The sequence below is a fragment of the Micromonospora sp. C41 genome, from assembly GCF_018070485.1.
GTDB classification, from domain to species: Bacteria; Actinomycetota; Actinomycetes; order Mycobacteriales; family Micromonosporaceae; genus Micromonospora; species Micromonospora chalcea.
Genome location: NZ_JAGPXP010000006.1, coordinates 205,189 through 218,948 on the forward strand (window position 1 = coordinate 205,189; position 13,760 = coordinate 218,948).

17 protein-coding genes and 1 pseudogene are annotated in these 13,760 nt (G+C 74.6%); 12 read left to right on the plus strand and 6 right to left on the minus strand.

The window, feature by feature from the left end; all coding sequences use genetic code 11:
• Positions 1–41 precede the first annotated feature (41 nt).
• The 8 genes from KBX43_RS09635 to KBX43_RS09670 all read left to right on the plus strand — a co-directional run bounded on the left by KBX43_RS09635 (position 42) and on the right by KBX43_RS09670 (position 6,405).
• Positions 42–728, plus strand: coding sequence for a TFIIB-type zinc ribbon-containing protein (locus KBX43_RS09635; protein ID WP_307189064.1), 687 nt, complete (start codon positions 42–44; stop codon positions 726–728).
• 117 nt (positions 729–845) lie between these two features.
• Positions 846–1,004 carry a hypothetical protein gene (locus KBX43_RS09640; protein ID WP_013283898.1) on the plus strand — a complete coding sequence of 53 codons (159 nt, stop codon included), beginning with the start codon at positions 846–848 and terminating at the stop codon, positions 1,002–1,004.
• A gap of 6 nt (positions 1,005–1,010) precedes the next feature.
• Positions 1,011–1,865 carry a PH domain-containing protein gene (locus KBX43_RS09645; protein WP_043326880.1) on the plus strand — a complete coding sequence of 285 codons (855 nt, stop codon included), beginning with the start codon at positions 1,011–1,013 and terminating at the stop codon, positions 1,863–1,865.
• A 93-nt stretch (positions 1,866–1,958) separates the two neighbouring features.
• A complete protein-coding gene (locus tag KBX43_RS09650) occupies positions 1,959–2,651 on the plus strand; it encodes a SigE family RNA polymerase sigma factor (protein ID WP_043326878.1) in 693 nt (230 codons plus the stop codon).
• Positions 2,652–2,707: 56 nt separating this feature from the next.
• Positions 2,708–3,925 (plus strand): hypothetical protein, encoded by a 1,218-nt coding sequence (locus KBX43_RS09655; RefSeq protein WP_223201248.1) that lies wholly within the window; start codon positions 2,708–2,710, stop codon positions 3,923–3,925.
• 10 nt (positions 3,926–3,935) lie between these two features.
• On the plus strand, positions 3,936–4,802 hold the full coding sequence (locus tag KBX43_RS09660) for a PHP domain-containing protein (protein ID WP_104113810.1): 867 nt from the start codon (positions 3,936–3,938) through the stop codon (positions 4,800–4,802).
• A 31-nt stretch (positions 4,803–4,833) separates the two neighbouring features.
• The gene (locus tag KBX43_RS09665; RefSeq protein ID WP_064447588.1) at positions 4,834–5,448 is read left to right on the plus strand and encodes a MarC family protein; all 615 of its coding nucleotides are present in this window, start codon (positions 4,834–4,836) and stop codon (positions 5,446–5,448) included.
• A gap of 123 nt (positions 5,449–5,571) precedes the next feature.
• On the plus strand, positions 5,572–6,405 hold the full coding sequence (locus KBX43_RS09670; protein WP_223201448.1) for a PD-(D/E)XK nuclease family protein: 834 nt from the start codon (positions 5,572–5,574) through the stop codon (positions 6,403–6,405).
• Positions 6,406–6,418: 13 nt separating this feature from the next.
• On the opposite strand, the gene KBX43_RS09675 is transcribed toward KBX43_RS09670, so the two are convergent.
• Both KBX43_RS09675 and KBX43_RS09680 read right to left on the minus strand, forming a co-directional pair.
• Positions 6,419–7,270 carry an oxygenase MpaB family protein gene (locus KBX43_RS09675; protein WP_166455805.1) on the minus strand — a complete coding sequence of 284 codons (852 nt, stop codon included), beginning with the start codon at positions 7,268–7,270 and terminating at the stop codon, positions 6,419–6,421.
• A gap of 73 nt (positions 7,271–7,343) precedes the next feature.
• Entirely contained in the window at positions 7,344–7,772 is a 429-nt protein-coding gene (locus KBX43_RS09680; protein ID WP_030501115.1) for a Fur family transcriptional regulator, read from the minus strand.
• 160 nt (positions 7,773–7,932) lie between these two features.
• Here KBX43_RS09680 and KBX43_RS09685 point away from each other — a divergent pair, with 160 nt between their 5' ends.
• On the plus strand, positions 7,933–8,415 hold the full coding sequence (locus KBX43_RS09685) for a DUF2231 domain-containing protein (protein ID WP_043330667.1): 483 nt from the start codon (positions 7,933–7,935) through the stop codon (positions 8,413–8,415).
• Between the two features lie 10 nt (positions 8,416–8,425).
• Here KBX43_RS09685 and KBX43_RS32045 read toward each other — a convergent pair whose 3' ends face one another.
• A complete protein-coding gene (locus KBX43_RS32045; protein ID WP_187693262.1) occupies positions 8,426–8,896 on the minus strand; it encodes a hypothetical protein in 471 nt (156 codons plus the stop codon).
• Between the two features lie 483 nt (positions 8,897–9,379).
• Here KBX43_RS32045 and KBX43_RS09695 point away from each other — a divergent pair, with 483 nt between their 5' ends.
• On the plus strand, positions 9,380–9,556 hold the full coding sequence (locus tag KBX43_RS09695) for a hypothetical protein (protein ID WP_166455806.1): 177 nt from the start codon (positions 9,380–9,382) through the stop codon (positions 9,554–9,556).
• 13 nt (positions 9,557–9,569) lie between these two features.
• Here KBX43_RS09695 and KBX43_RS09700 read toward each other — a convergent pair whose 3' ends face one another.
• The gene (locus KBX43_RS09700; protein WP_223201247.1) at positions 9,570–9,977 is read right to left on the minus strand and encodes a flagellar biosynthesis protein FlgA; all 408 of its coding nucleotides are present in this window, start codon (positions 9,975–9,977) and stop codon (positions 9,570–9,572) included.
• Positions 9,978–10,262: 285 nt separating this feature from the next.
• Between KBX43_RS09700 and KBX43_RS31470 the strand changes: the two genes are divergently transcribed.
• Positions 10,263–10,619, plus strand: a complete 357-nt coding sequence (locus KBX43_RS31470) for a hypothetical protein (RefSeq protein ID WP_247677288.1) — start codon at positions 10,263–10,265, stop codon at positions 10,617–10,619.
• Between the two features lie 14 nt (positions 10,620–10,633).
• Here the strand turns inward: KBX43_RS31470 and KBX43_RS31475 are convergent.
• Together KBX43_RS31475 and KBX43_RS09710 are read right to left on the minus strand one after the other, a co-directional pair.
• A pseudogene (locus KBX43_RS31475) lies at positions 10,634–10,840 on the minus strand (FmdB family zinc ribbon protein); the annotation flags it as partial.
• Positions 10,837–11,484 carry a 5-formyltetrahydrofolate cyclo-ligase gene (locus KBX43_RS09710; RefSeq protein WP_043326862.1) on the minus strand — a complete coding sequence of 216 codons (648 nt, stop codon included), beginning with the start codon at positions 11,482–11,484 and terminating at the stop codon, positions 10,837–10,839. The gene KBX43_RS09710 and the pseudogene KBX43_RS31475, both read right to left, overlap by 4 nt.
• Positions 11,485–11,567: 83 nt before the next feature.
• Between KBX43_RS09710 and KBX43_RS09715 the strand changes: the two genes are divergently transcribed.
• A complete protein-coding gene (locus KBX43_RS09715) occupies positions 11,568–13,757 on the plus strand; it encodes a diguanylate cyclase (RefSeq protein WP_199495934.1) in 2,190 nt (729 codons plus the stop codon).
• Positions 13,758–13,760 lie beyond the last annotated feature (3 nt).

Below are 13,760 nucleotides of genomic sequence, written 5' to 3' on the forward strand. Positions count from 1 at the left end.
CCCCGCCGTGCGGGGGCGACGGTGAGGGTGTGACTGTCGCGGTGAGTTGTCCGAGATGCGCCGGGCCGGTACGCGAGCCGGACCTGATGCACGCCGAGCACCGGTGCCTGCGCTGCGGCCCGGTCGCGCCGCTGCACGTGCCCGAGCGCATCAACGACGAGATCATGGCCAGCGTGGTCGAGCGGATGGCGGCCGACCCCGACCCGACCGGCCGGCTCCGGATGCCGCTGTGGTGCCCGTGGCCGCTCCCACCGGGTTGGACGCTCACCGGCGTGGCCTGGGCGGGCGACGAACGCGCTGGAGTCCGGGCCACGCTGGTCGCCTGCGCCGGACCGGCCCCGCTGGACGGTGGACCGGCCGACCTGATCTTCGTCGCCGAGGAACCCGGCATCGGTCTCGGTTCCCGCTTCGCGGGACTGCCCGGCCCCGATCCCGGTCCCCAGGTGGAGGAGGCGTTGACCGATCCCGGCCCTGGTCATCCCGAGCGGCTGCCGCACGCGAAGATCCGCGTTGGCGGCCATCCGACTCCACTGTGGCTCGTACGCTCCGAAACGGATCGAAGCGCGTACGCCGGCGAGGCTCGGGGAATGTGGCTCCATGCGATAGCCTGGCCGGCGAGTGCGGGTCACCTCCTCGCGGAAGAAGTCGTGCTGCACGACCTCACCGAGTGGACACCGCCCGAACTCGTGTACGGCGCACCGTCTCCGTACCTGCACGGACGGGCCTGACCGCCCGCACCGGTGAGTCGGAGAGCGGACGCAGATATTCACGGTAAGACACCATGCTGATACTCTGGGTGCCGCTGCGGTAAACGGACCCGGCGCCGCGCGAGAGGATGGCCCGCTATGGTCAAGAAGGTCCTCACCTGGGCCGGCATCGCATTCTTGATCTTCTTCGTTGCGTACCGGCCCAACTCCGCCGCCGACGTCTTCAAGTCTCTCGGCGGCGGCATCATGGACATCGCGCAGGGCTTCGGCGACTTCTTCACCAACCTCGTCGCCTAGCCGCCCATGGGAAGCCCCTCCGGTCCACCCTTCGACCCGGACGACCCCGACCGGGCACGCCGGGAGCGCGACACCGAGCCGATCCCCCGGATCGACCCGGACGAGCCGCCCAGCGCCTACGGCCCCGGCCCGTACGCGGACGCGGACGACGCCGGCTACGGCAGCGCGTACACCGGTGAGGGGCGGTCCGGCCGGGCCTGGGCACGGGATCCGGACGGCTTCCCGGACCAGCCGATCTCCGAGGAGGAGCTGGCCGGGCTGCGGTCCGACGCCACCGGCATGGCACCCCGCCGGGTGCTGCCGTTGGAGGACGAGCCCAGCTCGCTCGTGGCGCGTTACCTCTTCCCCACCGAGCGCTACCGGGGCGAGTGGAAGCGGCACTGGATCCACCTCACCACCCCGATCATCGTCGGCGTGGCGGCCACGTTCGTGCTCGGCTACCTCTCCGGCTTCCTCGCCGGGCGGGACGTCGGCGCGCTGACCACCGTCGCCGTGCTGCTCTGGTTCGGCGTGATGGGCTGGGTCGCCTGGAAGGTCGCCGACTGGTGGTACGACCGGTTCATCCTCACCAACAAGCGGGTGATGGTGGTCAACGGGATCATCACCCGCCAGGTCGCGATGATGCCGCTCACCCGGGTCACCGACATGAAGTACGAGCAGAGCCCGACCGGCCGCGCGCTCAACTACGGCACGTTCGTGCTGGAGTCCGCCGGCCAGGAACAGGCACTCCGGGTGATCAAGAACTTGCCCAACCCGAACGAGCTCTACCTGCGCGTGGTCGAGGAGATGTACGAGCCGCAGGCGGTCGAGGCACGGCTGGGCAAGGAGGCCGACGAGGCGAAGGCCGACGACGGAGCTTGAAAGTTTTCGTCCGAACATCGGATGAACTGCACACCTTCCGCCATCGACCTGACCGACCGGGCCGTGGCATCCTGCCAGGCAGGACGGGGGGAGATGAGCGTGGTGAGCAGAGATCCGCTGGAGGAGGAGTTCCGCGAATTCGTCGCGGCCCGGTCCGGCGCGCTGCTGCGCACCGCCTACCTGCTCGCCGGTGACTGGGCCACCGCCGAGGACCTGCTCCAGACCGCGCTCACGAAGACCTACCTGGCCTGGAAGCGGCTCGGCGGGATCGAGGCCATCGAGCCGTACGCCCGCCGGGTCCTGGTCAACACGTCCACCAGCTGGTGGCGGCGCCGCTGGCACGGCGAGCGCCCCACCGAGGTGCTGCCGGAGCACGCCGGCGTCGACGAGATCGAGCAGCAACTCGACCGGGACGCGCTCTGGCGGCACCTGCAGGCGCTGCCCGCCCGGCAGCGGGCCGTACTGGTGCTGCGCTTCTACGAGGACATGTCCGAGGCGCAGACCGCCGCGCTGCTGGAGATCTCCCCGGGCACCGTCAAGAGCCAGACCTCCCGGGCGCTCAACACGCTGCGTCGCCGCCTGGGCTCCGAGGCGGCCCTGAGCCTGCCCGAGCCCGCGTCTCCGCCGCCCGCCCCGGCCGGCCGGCCGGGGCCGCCCGCGCGCGGAAACGAGCAGTCCGTGCCCCGGACCCCGGCGCCGCGACCCGCAGCCCGGGTGCCGCAGCCGGTACCGCCACCGGCGGCCCCGGTCCGCCCCGCCGTTCCGATCCCGGCGGAGAGCCGATGACCGGCATCCGGCACGACTGTGACAACCGGACCGGTGGCCCGGAGCGTCCATTGGCCGTGAGCGACGACGAGCTGGAACGGGCGCTGCGGGAGACGCTGTCCCGCCGCGTCGCCACGTCCCGGCCGCTACCAGTCGACCCGGCCGGAGAGGTGCTGCGCCGGGCACGCCGCACCGGCCGGCGGCGTACGCTCACCGGCCTGGCCCTGGCCGGCGTCGCCACCGTGTTCGTCACCACCGGCGTGGCCCAGTTCAGCGCCTCCGGCGGCGACGGCGGCACCCCCACGGTCGTGCTCGGCGACCCGCCCGGGCTCACCCCGTCCCCGCTGGCCTCGGGGCCCCCGATCACCCGCTTCGGGCCGGTCCGCGCCGAACTCGACCTGCTCGTCGGCGACCGGCTGGACACCAGCGGCGGCGAACGGCGGCAGCTGACCGGGGTCAGCGGCGTCGAACGGGCGCAGCGCGTCCACGACCGCGAGGGCTGGCTGATGACCTCGGCCGCCACCGCCGCCGGTCGTACCCTCTGGTGGGTGCCGGCCAACGGCACCGCGCCGCAGGTCATGCTCGCCGCCGCGGAGGCGGTCGCGATCTCCCCGGACGGGCGGCAGGTCGCCTGGCGGGACGGCCCCGAGGTGATCGCCGCCGGGGTGGTCGCCGGGCAGCTCATCGCGCCGGTCCGGACCCCCGCGCCCGACGGCGCCGTGCCGGTCGGGTTCGCCGGCGACGCCGTGCTGATCCAGCAGCCCGGCGAGGGCGGGGTGAGCGTCTGGGAACGCGCGCTCGGTGGGCAGCCGGCGCCCGCGAACCCGGACGTGCGCGCCGTCTACGGCACCCGGCCCGACGGCCGCCTGGTCGGCCTGATCACCGCCGACCGGCCCGGGCAGCACTGCCTGGCCCTGCTCGACCCGGCCCGCGACCTCGCGCCGGTGCGTACCGGATGCGGGGTGAAGCTGGCCGCCGACGGACTCGGCGGGGTGTCCGCCGACGGCCGGTGGCTGCTCGCGAACGGCAACGCCCGCTCCGCCCTGCTGGTCGACCTGGCCGACCCGGGCGCCTCCCCGGCCGCGCACCCGGCCGGCCCGGTGCTGGCCGGCGACGTGGCCTGGACCCACGCGGGCGTGGCGCTGCACGTGGACGCGACCGGAGGGCTGGTCCGGGTCAAGCCGGAGCGGGTGCTGGCCGGGGACCGGCCCACGGCGTCGCCTGTCGAAGGGCTGGCGCCGGGGGACCGGCCGGTGGTGGTGGCCGACGTCCCCGCCGCTCCGGAAGGCGCGTAGCGTCGGGCGGGTGAGCGATCCGGCCCGCATCGACCTGCACACCCACTCCACCGCCAGCGACGGCACGCTGACCCCGCCCGAGCTGGTCCGGGCCGCCGCCGACGCCGGGCTCGACGTGGTGGCGCTCACCGACCACGACACCACCGCCGGCTGGGCGCCGGCTGTCGCCGCGCTGCCGCCCGGCCTCACCCTGATCCGCGGCGCGGAGATCTCCTGCCGCTGGTTCGGCGTCGAGCCGGCGATCCCGCTGCACCTGCTCGCGTACCTCTTCGACCCGGCCGAGCCGGAACTGGCCGCGGAGCTGGCCCGGGTCCGGCAGGCCCGCGAGGAACGCGGCGAGCGGATCGTGCGGCTGCTCCAGGCCGACGGCATCCAGGTGAGCTGGACGGAGATCCTGGCCGGCGCGGACGGCGGCACCGTGGGCCGCCCGCACATCGCGCAGGCGCTGATCCGGGCCGGACTGGTCGCCACCACGAGCGAGGCGTTCGGGCCGGACTGGCTCGGCGAGCGGTACCGGCTGCCCAAGGACGACATCGAGGTGTTCCGCGCGGTGGCGCTGGTGCGGGCGGCCGGCGGCGTGCCCGTCTTCGCCCACCCGAGAGCCAGCCGGCGCGGCCGGATCGTGCCGGACGAGCTGATCGCGGACCTGGCCGTGGCCGGCCTGGCCGGCCTGGAGGCCGACCACGAGGACCACGACGCGGCCGAGCGGGAGCACGTCCGCCGGCTCGCCGCCGAGCTTGGGCTGCTGGTCACCGGCTCGTCCGACTTCCACGGCACGCACAAGACCGTCCGGCTCGGCGCGCACACCACCGGACCCGAGGCGTACGAGCGGATCGTCGCGCTGGCCCGCGGGGTGACCCCTGTCGCTTCGAGCTGAAGCGCTCCGGCGGCACGGCTACCGTGTCCGCGTGGATCTCAAGCTCTTCGGCGAGGTCTTCGTGACCCTGCTGGTGATCGTCGACCCGCCCGGAATGATGCCCATCTTCCTCGCGCTCACCGGGCCGTTGACGGCGCGCGACCGGAACCGGGCCGCCTGGCAGGCCGTGGCGCTGGCGCTCGGGGTCATCGTGATCTTCGCGGTGGCGGGGCAGACGATCCTGGCGTACCTGCACGTCGACCTGCCCGCACTCCAGGCCGCGGGCGGCCTGCTGCTGATCCTGGTCGCGCTGGAACTGCTGACCGGCAAGTCGGACGACCCGAGCCAGCAGGTCACCTCCAACATCGCGCTGGTGCCGCTCGGCACCCCGCTGCTGGCCGGGCCGGGTGCCATCGTGGCCACCATGCTCTTCGTCCAGCAGGCCGGCGGCGGCGTCGACTACCTGGCCATCGGGCTGGCCATCGTCGCCGTGATGGTCACCGTCTGGGTGGTGCTGCGCTTCTCCGGCGGGATCGTCAAGGTGCTGCGCCCCGGCGGCATCGAGGTGCTGACCCGCATCGCCGGCCTGCTGCTGGCCGCCATCGCCGTGCAGCTCATCGCCGACGCGATCGCCGCGTTCGTGACCCAGTACCTCAACAACGCCTGAGCGCTTCGTCCGCTGTCGTACCGGGGTGGCAGGATCTCAGGGGTGCGACGACAGTCAGCAGCCAGTGGCTCCCGGGCTCCCCGACCGCGCGCCGAGCAGTCCGAGCAGCTCGGCTTCGAGGGCATGCCGGAGCGCCTGTTCGTCTGCACACCGAGCAAACTCGGCGCGTACGCGGACTGTCCCCGCCGCTACCGCTACGCCTACGTGGACCGGCCCGCGCCGCCCAAGGGCCCGCCGTGGGCGCACAACTCGCTCGGCGCGAGCGTCCACACCGCGCTGAAGAACTGGTACGCGCTGGCCCCCGACCGCCGCCGCCCCGAGGTGCTCGGCACGCTGCTCAAGGGCACCTGGGTCCGCGAGGGCTACCGCGACGACGAGCAGGAACGCGACGCCTTCCGGCGGGCGCTGACCTGGCTGGAGAGCTACGTGGCGGGCCTCGACCCGGCCGACGAGCCGGTCGGCGTGGAACGGGTCGTCGCGGTGAAGACCGCGGTGCTCGCGTTCAACGGCCGCACCGACCGGATCGACTCGCGTCCCGGCCCGGACGGGCGGCCCGAACTGGTCATCGTCGACTACAAGACCGGCCGCACCGGCCTCGACACCGACGACGCGCGCGGCTCGCAGGCGCTCGCGCTCTACGCGTACGCGGCCGAGCGGGTGTTCCGCAAGCCGTGCCGCCGGGTCGAGCTGCACCACCTGCCCACCGGCACCGTCGCCGCGCACGAGCACACGCCGGAGTCCCTGCACCGGCAGCTCACCCGCGCCGAGGACACCGCCCGCGACATCATGGCCGCCGAACGCGCGGTGGCCGACGGCACCGACCCCGACGCGGCGTTCCCCACCGAGCCGGGGCCGCGGTGCGGCTGGTGCGACTACCGGCGTACCTGCCCGACCGGCGCGCAGACCCCCGGCAAGGAGCCCTGGTCCGCCGTCGAGCGATTCGCCGACCAGGACTGAGCGCGCGTCGCCGTCAGGCCGCGGTCAGGCGGGCGGCGCGTTCCTTGGCGGCCTGCTGCAACGGGCCCTCCCGGTAGCGCCGGGGCACGGCGGCCAGCGCCAGCCGCAGCGCCCGCGCGCTCAGGTCCGCCGACAGCGCGGTGGTGGGCAGGCCCAGCCCACCGTAGAGCCGCAACGCCCACGGCGGCAGCATCCCCAGCGCGGTGGCGGCGATCCCCAGGTACGCCCAGCGCGGCGGCCCCAGGTTCAGGCCGACCCGCGCCGGCAGGCTGACCTTCCACGGGATCGGCGGCGCGGTCAGGAACAGCGCCGTCTCGGCCGCCTCCCGGGTCATCCGCAACTGCGGGCGTACGTCCCGGTAGTAGTCGGCCACCTCGGCGGCGGTGCCCGGCACGTCGTCCGGGTCCAGCCCCACCAGGGCCGCCGACCGGCGCTGCTCGGTGTAGTAGCCGTCCACCTCGTCGTCGGTGAGCGCCAGACCGGCACGCCGGGCGGTGCTCACGAACGACTCGATCTCGGTGACGTGCACCCAGCGCAGCAGCTCCGGCTCGTCGACGCGGAACTCCTCGCCGGTGAACGGGTCGGTGGCGCGCATCCGGGCGTGCCGCGCACGCACCCGCCGCCCGGCCGCCTGCGCCTCGGCCGTGGTGCCGTAGATCGTCGTCCCCACGTACGTCGCCGTGCGGACCAGCCGGCCCCAGGCGTCCGAACGGTAGTTGCTGTTCTGCGCGACGCCCGCCATCGCACGCGGATGCAGCGCCTGGAGGTAGAGCGAGCGCAGGCCGGCGACGATCAGGATCGGTTCCTCGTGCACCTTCCACGTGACCGAACCCGGACCGAACAGGCCGAGGTCGTCAGTGTCCACCGATCAAGAGTGCCACGGTCTTCGCCGGTCACCCCCGGGTCGGTGTCCTCGGTGCGGCGCCCTCGATGCTCGCTCAGTCGTCGGCGGAGCGGCGCGACTGGCAGGCCGGGCAGAGACCCCAGAAGGTCACCTCGGCCTCGTCCAGCTCGAAGCCGTGCGCCACGTTCGGGTCGAGGCACGGCGCGCTGCCCACCGCGCAGTCGACGTCGGCGATCTCGCCGCAGCCCCGGCACACCACGTGGTGGTGGTTGTCGCCGACCCGAGCCTCGTACCGCGCGGGGCTGCCGGCCGGCTCGATCCGGCGGGACAGCCCGGCTCGGGACAGCGCGCCGAGCACGTCGTAGACGGCCTGGGTGGAAACGGAGTCGATCCGCTGACGGACCCGGCGGGTGATCTCGTCGACCTCCAGGTGCCCACCGGCGGAGAGCACGTCCAGCACGGCGAGACGCGGTCGCGTGACCCGTAGGCCCCTCGACCGGAGCAGTTCCTCACCCGTGGACATGAATCCATGACAGCACGCAGGTGACAGGCCGACAAGCGAGCGTGCTCGCGGGTGGCCGGGGCCACAGGTGAACCGGCGGGGCCGCGTCTGCGTGTGTGGGGTTACACAGCCTCGCGACGTACGCTGTGCGCGCCTAACCACCCACTCGCCGGAGGTGTCGGTGTTCAGGGAATTCAACGGTCTGCCGCTGCACGTGCTCGTCATTCACGCGGTGGTGGTGCTCGTGCCGCTGCTGGCGCTGTTCGCCATCGCGTACGGATTGCTGCCGCGCTGGCGGCACCGGCTGGACTGGGCGGTCGCCGCGCTGGCCGTGATCACCCCGGCGGTCGCCTGGGTCGCGACCGAGTCCGGCGAGGAGCTGGAGGGGATCCTGCGCGCGAAGGGCTACCCGCCGGACCGGCTCCAGCAGATCAGTGAGCACGCCGAGTACGGCGACACCCTGTTCTGGTTCTCGCTCGGTCTCGGCGCCGCGGCGCTGCTGCTGGTGCTGTCGGCGAGCAGGTTCGCCCGCGCCCGGAACCTGCCCCGCTGGCTGCCGATCGTGCTCACCGTCGCGGTGGCGGTGCTGGCGGGCTTCGCGCTCGTGTACGTCTACCTGACCGGTGACAGCGGCGCCAAGATGGTGTGGGACGGCATCGTCTGAGCGTTGCCGCTCAGAACAGCAGCCGCGAGCAGAGCAGGCAGGTGAGCAGCACCAGCACCACGGCGACGACTGCCCCGACGCCGTAGGTGAGCCGCTGCGCGCGCTGCTCCGCCTGATCCATCGCGGCCATGTCCTGCGGCGGAAGCCGGCGGGGCGGCGCCGGCTGGACGTGCACCGGTGGCCGCCAGCCGGGCGGCGGAGGCGTGCTCGGCGGCGGTCCGGCGTAGCCACCGGCAGCCGGGTCACCGGCGGACCGGCCCGGCCAGGGCCCGCCGGCCACCGTCCAGCCGCCGGTCGACTCCGGCTTGGCCCACGGGCTCTCGGTGGCCGCCTCGCGCGACCACGGGCTGTTCGGCCCGGACGCCCCGGAGGTGTCGGCGGCGGTGACTCCCGTTCCGGCGGCGCCGGCCCCGGTCGGCTGGCTCCCGGCTTCGCCGGGTCCGGGCGCGTCCCACCCGGCGTGGTCGGCGGGGTGGCTCACGGGTCCGTGGTCGGCCGGGCGGCCCACGGGTCCAGAATCGGCGGGGTCGCCCACAGGCCCTGGGTCGCCCACAGGCCCTGGGTCGCCCACAGGCCCTGGGTCGGCCTGGCCGGAGCCCGACCCGCCCGGGCGGGACGCCCCGGCGTCGTTCTCCTCGCCCGTGGCCTGTTGCTCCGGGCGTCGCCAGGTCTCGTCGTCGGGGCTGCCACCGCTCGGCGTCGTCACGCCGTCCGACGCTACCAACGCCCCGGCCGGTCGGCCGCCCGACACCGACACCTCGGCGCGTACCTCTTGCGCGGCGGGGCTCCGACCCGCTGCCGGGCCCGACGAGATCGAGTGGCCGTTCAGGGTCGCGCCCGGTCTGTGTCTGGCTGTTCGGGATCACGGTGCAGTCCGCGCCGGGCTGTTCCCGATCGCAGCCGTGGCGGCGCCGGACGTCGCGGGGTCGAGGTGGCCGCCGTTCCGGCGGTATCGTTGCTGCTCGTGACCGACCCCGGCATCCGGGCACCGCGCGGCGACGACGACCGCGTGGTCGACCTCAGCGAAGACTTCGTGGTGCTGCCCGAACAGACCACCGACGACACCGACCGCGGCTGGGGCGAGCGCCCCGGCGGCAACGACGACTGGCTGCTCGCCGAGCGCCCGCCGCACTGGGACTGACCGCGGCTCCGCGTCACCCGCGTACGACCACGGCGAAGCGGCTGCCCTCCGGCAACCCGACCGCCCGGCGCGCCTGCTCGGGCGGCAGCGCCAGGTAGAGCGCGGAGGACCCGTCGACCGCCCCGGCGGCACCGACCACGTCGAGCACCAGCGCACGCGGCGCCAGCAGCGTAGGGTCAGCCGACCCGCCGGCGGGCACCACCATCAGATCGACCCGGGCACCTGGACGCAGCACCGCGAGGGCGGCCGGCTCGGCCAGCCGGATCGGCACACCGACCGCACCGGCCGGCAACGCGCGTGGCCCGTCGGGCGGCGGACCGGCCGGCGTCGTCGAGGCGGCCGGGGGAGCCCCGGGTTGGCAGGACGGAGGTGTCTGGAGCACCGCCGCGGCCAGTCCCAGCAGCACCGCGACGAGTGCCACCCGCAGTAGCGTCCGGCGTCGCGGCAATCCGCGCCAGCGGACCGGACGCAACGTCGCCTCGCCACCCGCCACCGCTGCCTCCCGCTGTCAGCCGACCATCCGACCCGCAGGCTAGGGCCGAGCCATCGTCGCCCGCGGCCCCACCGCATGCCCCTGTGGATAACCCGCCGTCCTGTGCACAACCGCTGCCCGGGCGGGGTTCGGCGCCACCACTTCGGGGAGGTGGTCACATCCGGAGTGGCCGGGGCCGCCAGTTCGGGGAAGTGGCGCTATCCGGGCGAGCTGATGCAGCAACCTCGCCGAGGTGGTGAGCAGCGCGCGAGTGGTCGGGAGCGGGCGCTCCATCGTGCGGGGCGGCCATACGCAACGTGGCCGCCCCGGAAACGGGACGGCCACGAGCGCGAAAGCGTTGGTCAGGAGGAACTGGACGCCGCCGGCGCCTTGCTCGCCGTCGACCCGGAACCCGAACCAGAGCCGGAACCCGAACCGGACGACGACCCCGAAGAAGAGGACGACGACGAACCGGACGAGGTCGAACCAGACGACGTCGAACCGGACGACGAGGACGACTCGGATTTGGCCGGCTTGTTCGCGGCGCTGCTCCCGTTGTCGGACCCGGACGTACGGGAGTCCGTGCGGTAGAAGCCGGAGCCCTTGAACACGATGCCCACCGAGTTGAAGAGCTTTCGCAGCCGCCCCTCACACGCCGGGCACTCGGTCAGCGGGTCGTCCGAGAAGGACTGCACCGCCTCGAGCTGGTGGCCGCACGCGGTGCAGGCGTACTGGTACGTGGGCACGTTCTCCTCCGGATCTTGGCACGGCCTGTTGGCACTCGTGGTATTCGAGTGCCAATGGTGCGTCATGACCCCCGGGTTCGTCCAGCGGAAGCGCCCGGGCCCACACCCGGGACGGCCACCAACCCGTCCGCCGGAGTGATCACACAGTGCACCGGGCGGTCGTGCGGCTGGGCGGGGACCGCCTCGACCAGCTCGCCGTCGTGCAGGAGAGCCACCGTCGGCACGGTGGCGGGCACCCGGGCGAGCGCCCGGTCGTACGAGCCGCCGCCGCGGCCCAGCCGGATGCCCCGGCGGTCCACCGCTACCGCCGGCACCACTACGAGTCCCGCCGCGGCCACTGCGGCGCGGCCCCGGGTCGGCGCGGTCGGCTCGCGCATGCCCCGGCCGGCGGCGCGCAGCGACTCCCGCCCGGTGTAGGGGGCCCAGTCCAGGTCCAGGTCGTCGCAGAGCACCGGCAGCAGCAGCTCGGCGTCGGGCGGCAGCGCGGCCCGCAGCACCTCGGGCAGGTCGTCCCCGCCGGGCTCGGAGGCGACCGGCACGTACGCGCTCATCCTGGCCGGTCGCAGCCGGCGTACCAGGGTCACCAGCTCGGCCTGGACGGCGGCCGCCGCGACCGCGCGCTCGGGCGCGGACAGCGACCGGCGGGCGGCGAGCAGCGCGACGCGCATCTTCTGCTTCGCATCGTGCGCTTCATCCGAAAATTCCGGCACGCAACACTCCTGACGCAACGCTTGCCTAATGGTCGCTCTGTGTCAGCATCGCACCAAGGGGCGCGGAACTTCCGGGGGGAAGCTTGACGCTACGCGGGCGGTTGACGGCAGCCTTCCTCGCGGTGGTGCTCGGCCCCGTCCTGCTCGGCGCGCTCTTCGTCGGGGCGACGTTGAGCGCCGTCGACCGGAGCCGCGCCACCGAGCGACTGGGTCTGGCCGCGGCCGGTGTGCGTACCTCGATCGACGCGCTCTGCCAGCAACTGCGCGCGGCGGCCGACGCGGTCGCGCTGGTGGCCGACCCGGTCGCCCGGCCGCGTGCGGCCGACCAGGTGGTCGGCCGGGGGCTCGCCGCCGGCGTGCTGATCGCCGACGCCGCCGGCCGCACCAGCTACGCCACGGCGGGCGGTCCGCCCGGGCGCTGGCAGGACTGCGCCGGTGCCCCCGCCACCCCGATCGGCGCGCTCTCCGCCCAGGTGCGGCTGCGCGACCCGGCCGGCGCCGACCTCGGCGCGGTCGCCGCCGCGCAGCCCGTCGACCGGGCCTTCGTGGCGCGGCTCGCCGCCGTCACCGGCGTCGCGGTCACCCTCCTCGACGCCCCCGGGCAGATCACCCACACGACCGAAGAGCAGGGGGTACGCGCAGCGGTGCTGGCCGCCGCCGGCAAGGCGCGCGGGAACGGCGTGGCCGGGACGGGCGACGGCCGGTACGTGCGCCGGGTGGGCCCGATGCCCGGTCAACCGCTGCCGCTGGTGCTCTCGATTCCCGGCGAGCGCCCACCCGGCCTGTACGGCGCGCTGATCGCGGCGGTGGCGCTGGCCGCCCTGCTGGCCGTGCTGACCGCGTGGCGGCTCGCCCGGGTGACCACCCGGCCGCTGGGCGAGCTGGCCGGGGCGGTGGACCGGGTGGCGCAGGGCGACCTGAGCGCCCGGGTCCCGGTGCGCAGCCGGGACGAGATCGGGCGGCTGGCCAGCGCGTTCAACCGGATGGCCCGGGAGACCGGCAGTTACGTGGCGGCGCTGACCAGCAGCCGGGACCAGCTGCGCAACCACCTCGCCGTGCTCGGCGACACGCTCGCCAGCACGCACGACCTGCAACGCATCCTGCGGGTGATCCTGGACAGCGCGATCGCCGCCACCGGCGCCCGGGCCGGCGCGGTGCTGCTCGTCGACGCCGAGGGCGTGCTCGTCGGCCGGTGCGTCGAAGGGCTGACCGGACGCTGGCCCACGAGCGACCCGGCCGACCCGGCGACGCTGCGGGTCGCGGTCGGCGCCGGGGTGCTCGGCGCGGTCGCCGCCACCGGTGAGCCGCTGCGCGGCCGGTGGACCCCACCCGACGCCCCGACCGGGGAGCCGTCCTGCGAGACGTACGTGGCGGTGCCGTTCGCCACGCCCGGCGGCGCCGAGTCGCGCGGCCCGGACCGGCCCGGCCACCCGCCCGCCGACGGCGACCCGCCCGGCTCGGCCTGCGCCGCGCTCGGCGTGCTCGTGCTCTACGACCGGCTCGGCGGTCCCGAGTTCCACGACGACGACGTGGTGACGCTGCGGACGTTCGCCGGGCACGCGGCGGTCGCGGTGGAGAACGTCCGGGTGCACGAGGAGGCGCAGCGGCTCTCCCTCACCGACCCGCTGACCGGGTTGTGGAACTACCGCTACCTGCGCGAGTCGATCCGCCGGGAGGTGGAGCGGGCGAACCGGTTCGGCCGGATGCTCAGCGTGCTCGCGCTCGACCTCGACCGGTTCAAGCGCGTCAACGACACCTGGGGGCACGCCGCCGGGGACGCCGTGCTGGTCGAGTTCGCGCGCCGGGTACGCGGCGTGATCCGCGAGGTGGACCTCGCGTTCCGGCAGGGCGGCGAGGAGTTCGTGGTGCTGCTGCCGGAGACCGACGCGCGGGGCGCCACGATCGTCGCCGAGCGGCTCGGCGCGGTCGTACGGGACCAGCCGGTGACTGTCGAGGGAAGCACCGACGAACCGGTGCACGTGCCGGTGACCGTCTCCATCGGCATCGCCGTCTACCCGGACCACGCCGCCGACGGCCAGCAGGTGCTCGACGCCGCCGACGACGCGCTGTACGCGGCGAAGGCCGCCGGACGCGACGGCTACCGGCTGGCCCCCGCGCCCGATCCGGTTCCCACCCAGGAGATCCCGGTGGTGGCCGTGACCGTCAGCCCGCCGGACGGGCTGCCCCGGGCGGGCACGGCGGACGCGCCGGGCACCGTCCAGGGCGGCGCGTCTTCCGGTCCTCACCCGCCGCGGCAGAGCCGTGGCCGATAGTCT

What these genes read in the sequence shown, in the direction of transcription:
- KBX43_RS09650 (WP_043326878.1), top strand. Translation starts at nt 1,959, where the DNA reads ATGAGCGTGGTGAGCAGAGATCCGCTGGAGGAGGAGTTCCGCGAATTC.
- KBX43_RS09670 (WP_223201448.1), top strand. Translation starts at nt 5,572, where the DNA reads ATGCCGGAGCGCCTGTTCGTCTGCACACCGAGCAAACTCGGCGCGTAC.
- KBX43_RS09645 (WP_043326880.1), top strand. Translation starts at nt 1,011, where the DNA reads ATGGGAAGCCCCTCCGGTCCACCCTTCGACCCGGACGACCCCGACCGG.
- KBX43_RS09640 (WP_013283898.1), top strand. Translation starts at nt 846, where the DNA reads ATGGTCAAGAAGGTCCTCACCTGGGCCGGCATCGCATTCTTGATCTTC.
- KBX43_RS31470 (WP_247677288.1), top strand. Translation starts at nt 10,263, where the DNA reads ATGCAGCAACCTCGCCGAGGTGGTGAGCAGCGCGCGAGTGGTCGGGAG.
- KBX43_RS09680 (WP_030501115.1), bottom strand. Translation starts at nt 7,772, where the DNA reads ATGTCCACGGGTGAGGAACTGCTCCGGTCGAGGGGCCTACGGGTCACG.